At 61.6% G+C, this 13,711-nt stretch carries 14 protein-coding genes; 1 reads left to right on the top strand and 13 read right to left on the bottom strand.

Annotated elements, in window-relative coordinates:
* Positions 1-862, top strand: an 862-nt coding sequence (locus tag ABYW26_RS02960) for a helicase-related protein (RefSeq protein WP_372603283.1), incomplete at its 5' end; no start/stop codon positions are given.
* Positions 863-957: 95 nt separating this feature from the next.
* Here the strand turns inward: ABYW26_RS02960 and ABYW26_RS02955 are convergent.
* The 13 genes from ABYW26_RS02955 to ABYW26_RS02895 all read right to left on the bottom strand — a co-directional run.
* On the bottom strand, positions 958-2,631 hold the full coding sequence (locus tag ABYW26_RS02955) for a ribonuclease J (protein ID WP_372603282.1): 1,674 nt from the start codon (positions 2,629-2,631) through the stop codon (positions 958-960).
* Positions 2,628-3,407: a type III pantothenate kinase gene (locus ABYW26_RS02950; RefSeq protein WP_372603280.1), complete on the bottom strand. Its 780-nt coding sequence runs from the start codon at positions 3,405-3,407 to the stop codon at positions 2,628-2,630. The genes ABYW26_RS02955 and ABYW26_RS02950 overlap by 4 nt, the downstream gene beginning before the upstream one ends.
* Positions 3,408-3,418: 11 nt before the next feature.
* The gene (locus ABYW26_RS02945) at positions 3,419-4,183 is read right to left on the bottom strand and encodes a biotin--[acetyl-CoA-carboxylase] ligase (protein ID WP_372603278.1); all 765 of its coding nucleotides are present in this window, start codon (positions 4,181-4,183) and stop codon (positions 3,419-3,421) included.
* Positions 4,173-5,612: an NADH-quinone oxidoreductase subunit NuoN gene (nuoN, locus tag ABYW26_RS02940; protein ID WP_372603276.1), complete on the bottom strand. Its 1,440-nt coding sequence runs from the start codon at positions 5,610-5,612 to the stop codon at positions 4,173-4,175. Before nuoN ends, ABYW26_RS02945 begins: the two co-directional genes overlap by 11 nt.
* An 11-nt stretch (positions 5,613-5,623) precedes the next feature.
* On the bottom strand, positions 5,624-7,165 hold the full coding sequence (locus tag ABYW26_RS02935; RefSeq protein ID WP_372603275.1) for an NADH-quinone oxidoreductase subunit M: 1,542 nt from the start codon (positions 7,163-7,165) through the stop codon (positions 5,624-5,626).
* Entirely contained in the window at positions 7,165-9,474 is a 2,310-nt protein-coding gene (nuoL, locus tag ABYW26_RS02930) for an NADH-quinone oxidoreductase subunit L (RefSeq protein WP_372603274.1), read from the bottom strand. The genes ABYW26_RS02935 and nuoL overlap by 1 nt, the downstream gene beginning before the upstream one ends.
* Before the next feature lie 6 nt (positions 9,475-9,480).
* Positions 9,481-9,786 (bottom strand): NADH-quinone oxidoreductase subunit NuoK, encoded by a 306-nt coding sequence (nuoK, locus tag ABYW26_RS02925; protein WP_372603273.1) that lies wholly within the window; start codon positions 9,784-9,786, stop codon positions 9,481-9,483.
* Positions 9,787-9,880: 94 nt separating this feature from the next.
* Complete coding sequence (locus ABYW26_RS02920; RefSeq protein WP_372603272.1) at positions 9,881-10,495, bottom strand: NADH-quinone oxidoreductase subunit J; 615 nt, start codon at positions 10,493-10,495, stop codon at positions 9,881-9,883.
* Complete coding sequence (locus ABYW26_RS02915; protein WP_372603271.1) at positions 10,492-10,899, bottom strand: carboxymuconolactone decarboxylase family protein; 408 nt, start codon at positions 10,897-10,899, stop codon at positions 10,492-10,494. The genes ABYW26_RS02920 and ABYW26_RS02915 overlap by 4 nt, the downstream gene beginning before the upstream one ends.
* Positions 10,896-11,390, bottom strand: a complete 495-nt coding sequence (nuoI, locus tag ABYW26_RS02910; RefSeq protein WP_372603270.1) for an NADH-quinone oxidoreductase subunit NuoI — start codon at positions 11,388-11,390, stop codon at positions 10,896-10,898. The genes ABYW26_RS02915 and nuoI overlap by 4 nt, the downstream gene beginning before the upstream one ends.
* Before the next feature lie 2 nt (positions 11,391-11,392).
* Positions 11,393-12,430 (bottom strand): NADH-quinone oxidoreductase subunit NuoH, encoded by a 1,038-nt coding sequence (gene nuoH, locus ABYW26_RS02905; RefSeq protein ID WP_372603268.1) that lies wholly within the window; start codon positions 12,428-12,430, stop codon positions 11,393-11,395.
* Positions 12,431-12,437: 7 nt separating this feature from the next.
* Positions 12,438-12,830 carry a hypothetical protein gene (locus ABYW26_RS02900; protein WP_372603267.1) on the bottom strand — a complete coding sequence of 131 codons (393 nt, stop codon included), beginning with the start codon at positions 12,828-12,830 and terminating at the stop codon, positions 12,438-12,440.
* Positions 12,830-13,711, bottom strand: an 882-nt coding sequence (locus ABYW26_RS02895; protein ID WP_372603266.1) for a molybdopterin-dependent oxidoreductase, incomplete at its 5' end; no start/stop codon positions are given. The genes ABYW26_RS02895 and ABYW26_RS02900, both read right to left, overlap by 1 nt.

Here is a 13,711-nt window from a genome sequence, read left to right as displayed (position 1 = left end):
CCGCCAGACCCTGTTCTTCAGCGCCACCATGGCGCCCGAGATCGAACGGATCACCAACACCTTCCTGTCGAACCCGGAAAAGATCGAAGTCGCCCGCGCCGCCACCACTGGCGAGAATATCGAACAGGGCGTGGTGATGTTCAAAGCCTCGCGCAAAGACAAGCAAGCCAGCGAAAAACGCGCCCTGCTGCGCGCCCTGATCGATCAGGAAGGCGAGGCCTGCAAAAACGCGATCATCTTCTGCAACCGCAAGACCGAGGTCGATATCGTCGCCAAGTCGCTGAACAAATACGGCTATGACGCGGCCCCGATCCACGGCGATCTGGAACAAAGCCAGCGCATGCGCACGCTGGACGCGTTCCGCGAGGGCAAACTGCGCTTTCTCTGCGCCTCGGACGTGGCCGCCCGCGGCCTTGACGTGCCCGCGGTCAGCCATGTGTTCAACTACGATGTGCCCTCCCATGCCGAGGACTATGTCCACCGCATCGGCCGGACCGGCCGCGCCGGGCGCAAGGGCAAGACCATCATGATCTGCGTGCCCTTCGACGAAAAGAACTTTGCCAATATCGAAGCGCTGGTCAACAAACCGATCCCGCGGCTGGAAAACCCGCTGAAATCGTCGCAGCCCGCGCCCCAGCCCGAGGCCCCCAAGCCCGAACCCAAGGCAAAAGAAGCCACCCCGATCAAACCGGTCGAGAAACCGGCGGAACAGGCCCCTGCCCCGAAACCGGTCGCCGCAGAACCGGCGCCGAAGAAATCGCCGCGCGGCAACCGCTCGTCCGGTCGCCGCGACGAACCGGTGGTCGACATGGGCGATCACGTTCCGGCGTTCATCCTGCGCTCGTTCAAATCGCCGGTCTGATCTTTTTCTTGGATTAAATACTCATGCCCGAGCGGCCCTTGGGCCGCGAGACATAAACAATGACCGGCCCTTGGGCCGGTCTCTTGTTTTTCAGGTCAGGCCATCAGGCGGCTGACGATGATCTGAACCTCGGGCTTGCGTCCCAGTTCCTCCATCGCCACTTGCCGCACCCGGCGGCGCAGCAGGTCGTCGATCTTGTCATCGTCGCGCAGAACCTTGTCGCCGGTGCGCCCGATCAGTTGGGTCAGATCGTCCTCCAGCAGATCGGCCAGCGGCACTTTCGAGGCCCCGACTTCGGGCAGACCGCGCAATTCGATCCACGGCTCGCCCAGCGGTTCATCGTCTTCGTCGATGATCAGCGTCACCACGATCAACCCGTTCAGCGCCATGCGGATCCGGTCGCGCACCACGCCATCCAGCGCCCCGATCAAAACCGCGCCATCCTTGTAGGTGCGGCCGGTTTCGACATATTCGACGATTTTCGGCTCTTCGCCGGTCAGGTCGATCATCATGCCGTTGACCACGATTTCCGAGGCGATGCCGCTTTCCTTGGCCAGCGCCACATGAGCGCGCAGATGGCGGTGTTCGCCATGCATCGGGATCAGGATCTGCGGCTGCATCAGCTTGTGCATCCGTTGCAGATCGGGCCGGTTGGCGTGGCCCGAAACGTGATACAGGTGGCCTTCATCCTCGACCACATCGACGCCCATTTCCGAAAAGGCGTTGACGATGCGAATGACTTCGCGCTCGTTGCCGGGGATGGTTTTCGACGAGAACAGGAACAGATCGCCCGGTTTCATCTCCATCCCCAGATATTTCCCGCGCGACAATTGCGCCGAGGCCGCACGGCGTTCGCCCTGACTGCCGGTCACGATCAGCATCAGCTTTTCGCGCGGCACCGAGATCGCCTCTTCCGGCGGGATCAGCGACGGGAAATCGCTCAGAACCTTGGATTCGACTGCGGCTTCGATCATCCGCTTCATCGCCCGGCCCAACAGAACCACCGAGCGGCCGGCGTCGCGGCCAGCTTCGGCCAGCGTTTTGACCCGCGCCACGTTCGAGGCAAAGGTCGTCGCCACCACCATATGCGGCGCATTGGCCACCAGATGCCGGATCGACGGCCCAAGCGTCACTTCCGACCGGCCCGGCGCCGATGAGAACACGTTGGTTGAATCACAGACCAACGCCTTGACGCCGCCTTTGGCGACTTCGCCCCAGAGCTTGGCGTCAAAGGCCTCGCCCACGATCGGGGTTTCGTCCAGCTTGAAGTCGCCGGTGTGCACGACACGGCCGGCATGGCTGTCGATCACCAAACCGGCGCTTTCCGGAATCGAATGCGAGATCGGCAGGAACGACACTTTGAACGGCCCGGCCTGCACCACCTCGGGATAGGCGCCGACGATATGAATCGCATCGGTATCCATGCCGCGTTCTTCAAGTTTGCGCACCGCCAGATTGCCGGTAAAGGCGCGGCAATAGACCGGCGCCTTCAACCGCGGCAACGCCATTGCCAGCGCCCCGATATGGTCTTCGTGACCATGGGTGATGAAAATCGCATCCAGTTGATCGGCGCGCTCGGCCAGCCATGAAATATCAGCAAAGATCAGATCGACGCCGGGCGAGGTATCCATATCCGGAAAGGTCACGCCGATATCGACAAGGATCAGCCGCTCTTTCCCTTTCGGGCCATAGCCATAGACATAGGCATTCATGCCAATTTCGCCTGCGCCCCCCAGTGGCAGATAAATCAGGCGGTTTTTCTTGGTCATTGTGTCCCATGTTCCTTGTTATACGCGTGGATCACGGTCAGGCCGTGCATCGTGATGTCTTCTTCAAGGTGGTCGAATAACACGTCCCCCTGCGCGAACAAGGGGGCCAGCCCCCCTGTGCCCACAATCTGCATCGGGCGGGCATATTCGGCACGGATTTGTTCGCAAATCCCCCGGATCAGGCCGACATAGCCCCAGAACACGCCGGACTGGATACAGGCAACGGTGTTGGTGCCGATCACCTGCTGCGGCTTGGTCACATCGACATGCGGCAGGGCGGCGGCGGCCATGTGCAGCGCCTCAAGCGACAAATTCACCCCCGGCGCGATGACGCCACCGACATACGAGCCATCCTCGGCGACCACGTCAAACGTGGTGGCGGTGCCGAAATCGACCACGATCAGATCGCCGCCGTGGCGGTCGAACGCGCCTTCGGAATTGACCAGACGGTCCGGCCCGACCTGCGTGCCGGCATCGACGCGCGGTTGGTGCGGCAACAGGCATTCCGGCTTGCCGACAACCAGCGGCCGGGTGTTGAAAAACCGGTCGGTAAAGACCCGCAGGTTGAACACCACGCGCGGCACTGTCGACGAGATGATCACATCGGTGATTTCAGCAGTGATGCCGTGATGCGCCATCAGCGCCGAATACCAGACATAATACTGGTCAGCGGTGCGCTGATGCTCGGTCGAGGTGCGTATGGTGCACAGGAATTTCTGGCCATCCCAGACCGAGAAAACCGTATTGGTATTGCCGCAATCGATACAGAGAAGCATGTCGCCCTCCTTTAGAAATAGACATCTGCCGCCGCGATCGCCTGACGGCCCCTGGCGGTGTTTAAGATCAGATTGCCCTGCGCGTCCACTGTCTCGAACGTGCCAAGCGTTTCGGTGTTGCCGGTGCGGGCGGTGATCGGTTGTCCCAGACGGGCGGCATGGCGCAGCCAGTTCTGGCGCAGCGGCTCGAACCCGTAGGTCTGGAAACTGGTTTCCCAGCGATCAAAGGCCACCGCCAGTTCGAACAGAACACCCTCGACCGGCAACCGGGCCGGGCTGTGATCGGCGACCGCGACCGGCGGCAAGGCGCGGGGCTCGACCTCGACCGGGGTGGGCGCGGTTTGCAGGTTGATGCCGATACCGATCGACAACCAGTCAGTGCCGGTGCCCTGCCCCGAGGCCTCAAGCAAGATCCCCGCGACCTTGCCCCCGGCCAGCAGCACGTCATTCGGCCACTTAAGGCCAAGCTTGGCCGGATCGACCACCTTGGCCAGCGTCTCATAAAGCGCCATCGAGGCGACGAAACTGCGCAAGGCGGCCTGATCGGGGGTGCTGTTCGGATACATCACCAGCGTGGCGGAAAAGTTGCCCGCCGGATTGGCCCAGGCCCGGCCGCGTCGGCCACGGGCGGCGGTCTGCCGGCGCGCCATGATCCATGTCGGTCGAGTCAGAAACGGCGCATTACGCGCCGCCTCAGCCATCGTGCTGTCGACCTCGTCAAAGATGGCCCGATCATATGCCTCGGGCCATCCTGACCAGTCTATGTCAGTGGACAAGGGTCTGGGCCGCGGCTTGCGCCAAAGCCTCGACACCGAACAGGTTGACCACGCCGACCACCATGATCAGCGCCGAGACCATCAGCATCGCCCATTGCACCGGGTTCATGGTGCCGTCGAGGCCCGCTTTGGTTTCGTCGCCGAAATACATGTAGAACACGACGCGCAGGTAATAGAAGGCACCGATCACCGACGCGACCACACCGGCAATGGCCAGCCATGCGATCCCGGCATCCACGGCCGCGGTCAGAACGTAGAACTTCCCGAAGAAGCCCACCATCGGCGGCACACCGGCAAGGCTGAACATCAGCACCAGAACGGCCAGCGCCTTGAGCGGCTCTTGGCGGGAATACATGTTCAGCGCGTCAATGCTGACCACCGGCTTGCCGTCTTTCTCCATCGACAGGATGAAGGCGAAGGTGCCGATATTCATGGTCACATAGATGGTCATGTAGATCAGCATCGCCTGCACACCGGCCTCGGTGCCAGCGGCCAGACCCATCAGGGCAAAGCCCATATGCGCGATCGACGAATAGGCCATCAGGCGTTTGATGTTGCGCTGACCGATGGCGGCAATGGCGCCGACGAACATCGACAGAACCGACAACAGCGCGATCACCTGACCCCAATCATGGGTGGCATGGCCAAAGGCGTCGAACAGCACGCGGGCGATCAGACCCATCGCGGCCATTTTCGGCGCGGTGGCAAAGAAGGCGGTCACCGGCGTGGGCGAGCCTTCATAGACATCGGGCGTCCACATGTGGAACGGCACGGCCGAAACCTTGAACGCCAGACCGGTGACAAGGAACACCAGACCGACCAGCAGACCCAGCGACAGACCGTCCTGACCCGCCTCGATAATGCCCGCGAACACGGTCGTCCCGGTATAGCCATAGACCAGCGACGCGCCATACAGCAGCATCCCCGAGCTAAGCGCGCCCAGAACGAAATATTTCAGACCGGCTTCGGTCGATTTCACGCTGTCGCGGCGCAGCGCGGCGACGACATACAGCGACAGCGATTGCAGCTCCAGCCCCATATACAGCGACATCAGGTCGCCGGCCGAAACCATCATCATCATCCCGACGACGGCCAGCGCCACCAGAACAGGAAATTCGAACCGACCAAGGTTCATCTTGGCCATGTAGTTCTGGCTCATCACCAGAACCGCAGCGGCCGAAACCAGGATCACCACCTTGGCAAAGCGCGAGAACCCATCATCAATGAAGGCACCGCCAAAGGCCTGTGCCGTTGTCCCGGCACCCAGCCCGATCCAGAAGGCCAGCACGACAAAAACACCAGCCGTCACCCATGTCAGCAGCGGCGTGGTCTTGTCCTTGCCGGTGTAAACCGCAAAGAGCAGCGCTGCCATGGCGTATACCGCCAACAGGATTTCCGGCAGAACGGTCGAGATATCGGCAGAGATCATCGCTCTCCCCTTTAGTGCTGTGCGATCTGGACGACCGAGCTGCTATCCAGCACGGCCATCTGATGGTTGGAAACAAGCGCCTCGACCGAGGGGCCAATGATATCGGTCACCAGCGACGGGTAAACGCCCAGAAGCAGGGTCATCACAACCAGCGGCGCAAAGATCGCGCGTTCGCGGGTGGTCATGTCGGTGATGGTTTTCAGGCTTTCCTTGATCAGGTCGCCAAACACCACCCGGCGATACAGCCACAGCGCATAGGCCGCCGACAGGATCACGCCCGAGGTTGCCACCGCCGCGACCCAGGTGTTGGTCTGGAAAATCCCCATCAGCGTCAGGAATTCGCCGACAAAGCCCGAAGTGCCCGGCAGGCCGACGTTGGCCATGGTGAAGAACATGAAGATCAGCGCATAGGCCGGCATCCGGTTGACCAGACCGCCATAGGCGTCGATCTCGCGGGTGTGCATCCGGTCATAGATGACGCCGACACAAAGGAAGAGCGCGCCCGAGATAAAGCCGTGGCTGATCATCTGGAAGATCGCACCGTCAATCGCTTGCTGGTTGACCGCGAAAATCCCCATCGTCACGTAACCCATGTGGGCGACCGACGAATAGGCGATCAGCTTTTTCATATCCGACTGCGCAAGGGCCACCAGCGAGGTATAGACGATCGCGATTGCCGACATCCACAGCACCAGCGGCGCCAGCAGGTCCGAGGCCACCGGGAACATCGGCAGGCTGAAGCGCAGGAAGCCATAGCCGCCCATCTTCAGCAGGATCGCCGCCAGAACCACTGACCCGGCGGTCGGCGCCTGAACGTGCGCGTCCGGCAACCAGGTGTGCACCGGCCACATCGGCATTTTCACCGCGAACGAGGCAAAGAACGCCAGCCACAGCAGCGTTTGCAAGCCGCCCATGATCTGCCAGCCCAGCAGGTTGATCGGGCCCGAGCTGAACTCATGGCTCAGCAGCGCCACCATGTCGGTGGTGCCCGCATCCATATACATGGCGATCATCGCAACCAGCATCAGCACCGAGCCGAGGAAGGTATAGAGGAAGAACTTGAACGACGCATAGATGCGGTTCACGCCGCCCCAGATGCCGATGATCAGGAACATCGGGATCAGGCCGGCCTCAAAAAACAGGTAGAACAGCACCAGATCCAGCGCACAGAACACACCCAGCATCAGGGTTTCCAGCAGCAGGAAGGCGATCATGTATTCCTTGACGCGATGCTCGACGCCCCAGCAGGCGGCGATGGTGATCGGCATCAGGAAAGTGGTCAGCATCACGAACAGGATCGAGATCCCGTCAACGCCCATCTTATAGGTCAGGCCCATCAGCCACTGACGTTCTTCGACGAACTGGAAGCCGGTGTTCGACGGATCGAACCCGTTCAGCAGGAACAGCGACACCACGAAGGTAAAGCCGGTCGCCAGCAGGGCCACCCCTTTTGCATTGCGCTGAGCCGCGGCATCTTCGCCGCGCAGGAACAGCGCCAGCACCACCGCAGCAATCAGCGGAATGAAGGTGATAAGGGACAGAAGGTTTTCCATCAGTGGGCTCCCCCGCCGGAAATAGTCATCCAGGTCACAAGGACAACGATGCCCAGAACCATGGCAAATGCATAGTGGAACAGATAACCCGACTGGGCGCGGCCCGCGAGGCGGGTAAAGAACGGCACGATCCCCATCGCGACACCGTTGATGGTGCCATCAATGACATTGCCGTCGCCCCGCCGCCACAGGAAGCTGCCAAGCCATTTCGCCGGACGCACGAAGATGAAATCGTAGATCTCGTCGAAATACCATTTGTTCAGCAGGAACAGGTAAAGCGGCTGTTGCGCCTGGGCCAGACGCTTGGGCAGCGCCGGATTGACGATGTAGAACAGATAGGCGGTCACAAAGCCGATCAGCATCGCGATGAACGGCGATACCTTGACCCAAACGGGGGCATGGTGCGCGTCGTCGATCACGTTGTTGTCGGGGCCCATGAAGATCGCGCCTTGCGGAGCGGTCGGGTGCGCCTCTGCCACCACAGCATGGCTGTCAGCCGGAGCGGCATGCTCGGTCGGTGCCATCGCGGTCTCGCTCACGATCGGAGCAACATGCTCACTGGTCGCCATCGCGGTGGCGCTCTCGACCGGAGCAACATGCTCACTGGTCGCCATTGCGGTGTCACCCTCAGCCGGAGCAGCAGTCTCGGTCGTGGCCATTGCGGTGCCGTTCTCGACCGGCGCAGCATGCTCGGTCATCGCGGGGGCCGCGGCATGGGTTTCCGTCGCCGGAGCCGCATGCGGATCCACGGCGGCGTGACCCTCGGCAGCCTCGACGTTATGGGCCGGGATACCGAAGAACGCGTTCAGCTTGTCATGGTCGCCAAAGAACGGGCCATACCAGACCATACCGGCAAAGATCGCGCCAATGGCCAGAACGCCCAGCGGAATGGTCATCACCGGGGGGCTTTCATGGGCATGGTCATGCGCATGTTTGTCGCCGCGCGGCGTGCCATAGAAGGTCAGGAACATCAGGCGCCAGCTATAGAAGCTAGTGAAGCAGGCGGCGATGACCAGCATCCAGAAGGCATAGGCCGACCCACCGGCAAAGGCGCTTTCGATGATCGCGTCCTTGGACAGGAAACCAGCGAAACCGATCGAGGTCAGCGGAATACCGACGCCGGTGATGGCCAGCGTGCCAATCATCATCGCCCAGAAGGTCAGCGGGATTTTCTTCCGCAGGCCGCCATAGTTGCGCATGTCCTGCTCGTGATGCATCGCGTGGATCACCGAACCGGCGCCAAGGAACAGCATCGCCTTGAAGAAAGCGTGGGTCAGCAGGTGGAACATCGCGGCGGAATAGACGCCCGAACCGGCGGCCACGAACATATAGCCCAGCTGCGAACAGGTCGAATAGGCGATCACGCGCTTGATGTCGTTCTGCACCAGACCGACGGTCGCGGCGAAAAAGGCGGTGGTCGCGCCGATGATGACGATGAACGACATCGCAGCCGGAGCGAATTCCATCAGCGGCGACATGCGGCAGACAAGGAACACGCCGGCGGTCACCATGGTTGCGGCGTGGATCAGGGCCGACACCGGGGTCGGGCCTTCCATCGCGTCCGGCAGCCAGGTGTGCAGGAACAACTGCGCCGATTTACCCATCGCGCCGATGAACAGCAGGAAAGCCAGCAGGTTGGCGGCGTTCCAATCGGCCCAGAGGAAGCTGAGATTGGTCTCGGACAGCATCGGAGCCGCCGCGAAGACATTGTCGAAATCAATGCTGTCGGTCAGGAAGAACAGGCCGAAAATGCCCAGAGCAAAGCCAAAGTCGCCGACGCGGTTGACGATGAACGCTTTCATCGCGGCAGCACTGGCCGAGGGTTTCTTCCAGTAAAAGCCGATCAGCAGATACGAGGCAACGCCCACGCCTTCCCAGCCAAAGAACATCTGGACAAGGTTGTCAGCGGTCACCAGCGCCAGCATGGCGAAGGTAAAGAACGACAGGTAAGCAAAAAAGCGCGGCTTATAGGTCTCGCCCTCGCCCCATTGCGGGTCATGGGCCATATAGCCCCAGCTATAGAGGTGCACCAGCGACGACACCGTGGTCACGACGATCAGCATGATCGCGGTCAGGCGGTCCAGACGGATGGCCCAATCGGTGCTCAGGGTGCCGCTTTCGATCCAGCGCAGGATCTGGATATGTTGGGTCTCGCCGTCAAAGGTAAGGAAGACGACCCAGCTTAGCAGGGCGGCAAGGAACAGCAGGCCGGTGGTCACGACCATCGCGCCTTTTTCGCCGATGATCCGCCAGCCAAAGCCGCCGATGATTGCGCCGACCAGCGGAGCGAAGAGGATGATGCTTTCCATTGTCGCTTACCCCTTCATCACGTTGACGTCTTCGACCGCGATCGAGCCGCGGGCGCGGAAGAAACAGACCAGAATGGCAAGGCCGATGGCGGCCTCGGCCGCGGCCACGGTCAGAACGAACAGGGTGAACACCTGCCCCACCAGATCGCCCAGATAGGACGAGAAGGCGACGAAGTTGATATTGACCGCCAGCAGCATAAGCTCGACCGACATCAGGATGACGATGACGTTCTTCCGGTTCAGGAAGATGCCAAAAATCCCGATGACGAAAAGCGCCGCGGCGACTGTCAGGTAATGGTGCAATCCGATCATGTCGTCCCTCCGGGCTGAGGCCCGATTTTCCGTCTTTTTCTGTCGCAGCCCCGGACACCGCCCGGAGCCTTTTCTTATCTTTCCAGAGCGGCCGTTACAGGCCCTGCCCCGGTTTCACGTCTTTCAGTTCCATCGCTTTGGCCGGATCACGATAGATCTGGGCCAGAATATCCTGACGCTTCACATTGGTGCGGTGGCGCAGGGTCAGCACGATCGCGCCGATCATGGCGACCAGCAGGATCAGGCCAGCGGCCTGGAACAGATAGATGTATTGGTCGTAAATCAGGTCACCCAGCGCCTTGGTGTTCTGCGCCTCGGCCAGCGACGGGGCAACCGCGCCGCGCATCGCCATGGCATCGGGGCCGAAACGCCAGGTGCCAAAGATCATCCCCAGCTCCAGCAACAGAACCACGCCGATCAGACCGGCCAGCGGGATGTGACGGGCCATTTCGCCTTTCAACTCGGCGAAATCGACGTCCAGCATCATCACCACGAACAGGAACAGCACCGCAACCGCGCCGACATAGACGATCACCAGCAGCATCGCCACGAATTCCGCCCCCAACAGCACGAACAGGCCGGCCGAAGAAATGAAGGCAAGGATCAGCCACAGCACCGAATGCACCGGGTTGCGCGATACGACCACGAAAAAGCCCGCCGCCACCGCGACGATGGCAAACAGATAGAAGGCAAGATCGGCCACGCTCATGCGTTGTCCTCCTCGGTTTCCTTGAACACGTCCTGCGCCTGACGCAGGGCATGAGACATAGCGGGGATGCCGCCCAGCATCGCCATTTGGTAAATCACTTCGGTCACTTCCTGTTGGGTGGCCCCGGCCTCGAGCGCGTGGCGCACGGTGGCCTTGAACTGCGGCTCGGCATGGGCGCCCAGCACCGTCAGACCCGCGACCACGATCAAAAGCCGGGTCTTGGCGTCCAGACCGTCCTTGTTGAACGCGTTGCCCCACATCATGTCCATGAAGTTCTTGGGCATCGTCGGAATCAGCTTGTCAAAGCCACTGACCTGAAAGCTCTCCAGCGCGGGGTTGAAAGCCTTGGCCATCGCGTGGCTTTGTTCGAGCATCTGCTCAAAGAGTTTGCTGAAATCACTCATCGGTAGGGCGCATCCATTTCCAGATTGCGCGCGATCTCGGCTTCCCAGCGGGCACCGTTATCCAAAAGCTTTTCCTTGTTATAGAACAGCTCTTCGCGGGTTTCGGTCGAGAATTCGAAATTCGGACCTTCGACGATCGCGTCCACCGGGCAGGCCTCTTGGCAGAAGCCGCAGTAGATGCACTTGGTCATGTCGATGTCATAGCGCGTGGTGCGGCGGCTGCCGTCTTCGCGCGGTTCGGCGTCGATGGTGATGGCCTGCGCCGGGCAGATGGCCTCGCACAGTTTACAAGCGATGCAACGCTCTTCGCCGTTCGGATAGCGGCGCAGCGCGTGTTCCCCGCGGAACCGGGGCGACAGCGGACCCTTTTCATGCGGATAGTTCAGCGTCGCCGCCGGCTGGATGAAATACTTCATCCCCAACCGGAAGCCTTTCAGAAAGTCCATCAGCAGGAAATACTTGGCAGCGCGGGTATAGTCGATTGCAGCCATGATCAGCCTCCGATCATCCAGCGGGCATAGGCGCCGCCGAACAGTTCAAAATGGGCGAAGAACGACACCAGCACGACCCAGCCCAGCGACATCGGCAGGAACACTTTCCAGCCCAGACGCATCAGCTGGTCATAGCGATAGCGCGGCACGATGGCCTTCACCATGGCGAACAGGAAGAAGAACACCCACATCTTCGCCACCATCCACAGCACGCCATCCGGCAGGCCCGGGATCGGCGACAGCCAGCCCCCGAAGAACAGCAACGAAATCAGCGCGCACATCAGGAAGATGGCGATGTATTCACCGGCCATGAACAGCAGGTAGGGCGTCGAGGAATATTCGACCATAAAGCCCGCGACCAGTTCCGATTCAGCCTCGGGAAGATCGAACGGCGGGCGGTTGGTTTCGGCCAGTGCCGAGATGAAGAACAGGAACACCATCGGGAAGTGCGGCAGCCAGTACCAGCTGAAGAACCCATAGCTTCCGTCCTGCGCCCGCACGATGTCACCGAAGTTCATCGAGCCGGTCGAGATGATGATGCCGATGATGATCAGGCCGATGCTGACCTCGTAGGAAATCATCTGCGCGGCGGACCACAGCGAGCCCAGGAACGGGTATTTCGAGTTCGATGCCCAGCCGCCCATGATCACGCCGTACACCTCCAGCGAGGAGACCGCGAAGACGAACAGGATCGCCACGTTGATGTCCGACAGGACCCAGCCGTCGTTGAACGGGATCACCGCCCAAGCCAGGATCGCCAACACGAAAGAGGTCAGCGGCGCCAGGATGAACACCGGTTTGTCTGCCCCGGCGGGGATGACTACCTCTTTCAGCACGTATTTCAACGCGTCCGCCACCGATTGCAGCAGGCCGAAAACGCCCACCACGTTCGGGCCGCGGCGCATCTGGACGGCGGCCCAGATCTTGCGGTCACCATAGACCAGGAACAGCAAAGAGATCATCACGAAGGCCACGACGGCCAGCGATTGCGCGACAAGGATGATCGCTATTCCGAAAGGGGTGGTAAAGAAGTCTGCCATTAGGTCCTCACACCGTCGGTATTCCGTTTTCCGCGCAATGCGCGACGACGACTTCGGCGTCGATCGTCATCACTCCGCGAGGCAGCGCAGGCGAGATGGTATAGATTGCATCCCCCCGCCACAGGCTGCCCTGTTGCTCTATGTTCGTGCGCAGGTGGCGCGCGAAACCGTATCCACGGATCAGCGTGTACTGTGCGGCTGCACATTCCGCGTAATCCGCCACATCCTCGCCCGTGCGGGCGCCGGTCATTGCCACCTGGAAATTCACCAGGTCACCGTCCAGCAGCTGCGTTTCGATCCCCTGATAGGCCGGGCGGAACGGCTCTGCCTCCGGCTGCGCGTTCACGCAACCGGCCAGAGCGCCCGTCAGGCCCAGGGATATGAACGCGGCGCGGATCATCACTCGGCCGCCACCGGGGTTGCCGCGCGGGCCTTGGCGTTGGCCGCCAGTTCCCCCATCAGCGCCGAGGCGCGGGCGATCGGGTTGGTCAGGTAGAACTGGTCGTCCGCGGCGATGGCCAGACGGAAATCCCCCGCCTTCAGGTTGGCCGTTTCCAGCGCCTGCCATTCGTTCTCGATCACCTGGTCGATCTGCGCCAGGTGCGGCACGTCCTTGACCAGCGCCTGACGCAGCTGCGCCAGCGTGTCATAGGGCAGCGCCGATCCCAGCTCTGCGCTCAGCGCGCGCAGGATGGCCCAGTTTTCCTTGGCTTCACCCGGTGCGAACCCGGCGCGCATTGCCAGCTGCGGGCGGCCTTCGGTGTTCACGAACAGACCGTTTTCTTCGGTATAGGCAGCGCCCGGCAGGATGATGTCGGCCCGGTGCGCGCCGCGGTCGCCATGGCTGCCCTGGTAGATCACCACGGGGCCCGCGCCGATTTCCAACTCGTCGGCACCCAGGTTGAAGATCACCTCGGCCCCGTCCAGCGCCTTTTCCAGGCCGCCTTCGGTGACAGCGCCCAGATCCATCGCACCAACGCGGCTGGCCGCGCCGTGCAGGACCAGCATCTTGCCGCCCAGCTTTTCGGTCAGGGCCTGTGCCTGTGCCAGAACCTTGATGCCGTCGCCTTCGGTGATGGCGCCCTGCCCCACGATGACGATCGCGCCTTCGGTGGCGGCGGCGTCGGCCACGGCCTGCATCAGCGCTTCGCGGCCGTTGCCCAGATGGGCGGCTTCATAGGTCAGGTCCGCCTTGGGCCCGATCACCCGAACGTCTGCGCCCTTGGTCCAGGCCTTGCGGATGCGGGCGTTCAGCACGGGGGCTTCGTTGCGCGGGTTGGT

The sequence above is a fragment of the Actibacterium sp. genome, assembly GCF_041584535.1.
Classification (GTDB): domain Bacteria; phylum Pseudomonadota; class Alphaproteobacteria; order Rhodobacterales; family Rhodobacteraceae; genus Actibacterium_D.
The sequence above is the reverse complement of the archived record's forward strand: the minus strand, read 5'-3'. Positions and strand labels throughout refer to the sequence as shown.

Bases quoted from the DNA above. Each gene is read 5' to 3' on its own strand.
- ABYW26_RS02915 (WP_372603271.1), bottom strand. From the start codon at position 10,899: ATGAGTGATTTCAGCAAACTCTTTGAGCAGATGCTCGAACAAAGCCAC.
- nuoN (WP_372603276.1), bottom strand. From the start codon at position 5,612: ATGATCTCTGCCGATATCTCGACCGTTCTGCCGGAAATCCTGTTGGCG.
- nuoH (WP_372603268.1), bottom strand. From the start codon at position 12,430: ATGGCAGACTTCTTTACCACCCCTTTCGGAATAGCGATCATCCTTGTC.
- ABYW26_RS02900 (WP_372603267.1), bottom strand. From the start codon at position 12,830: ATGATCCGCGCCGCGTTCATATCCCTGGGCCTGACGGGCGCTCTGGCC.
- ABYW26_RS02920 (WP_372603272.1), bottom strand. From the start codon at position 10,495: ATGAGCGTGGCCGATCTTGCCTTCTATCTGTTTGCCATCGTCGCGGTG.
- nuoL (WP_372603274.1), bottom strand. From the start codon at position 9,474: ATGGAAAGCATCATCCTCTTCGCTCCGCTGGTCGGCGCAATCATCGGC.
- ABYW26_RS02950 (WP_372603280.1), bottom strand. From the start codon at position 3,407: ATGCTTCTCTGTATCGATTGCGGCAATACCAATACGGTTTTCTCGGTC.
- ABYW26_RS02955 (WP_372603282.1), bottom strand. From the start codon at position 2,631: ATGACCAAGAAAAACCGCCTGATTTATCTGCCACTGGGGGGCGCAGGC.
- nuoI (WP_372603270.1), bottom strand. From the start codon at position 11,390: ATGGCTGCAATCGACTATACCCGCGCTGCCAAGTATTTCCTGCTGATG.
- nuoK (WP_372603273.1), bottom strand. From the start codon at position 9,786: ATGATCGGATTGCACCATTACCTGACAGTCGCCGCGGCGCTTTTCGTC.
- ABYW26_RS02935 (WP_372603275.1), bottom strand. From the start codon at position 7,165: ATGGAAAACCTTCTGTCCCTTATCACCTTCATTCCGCTGATTGCTGCG.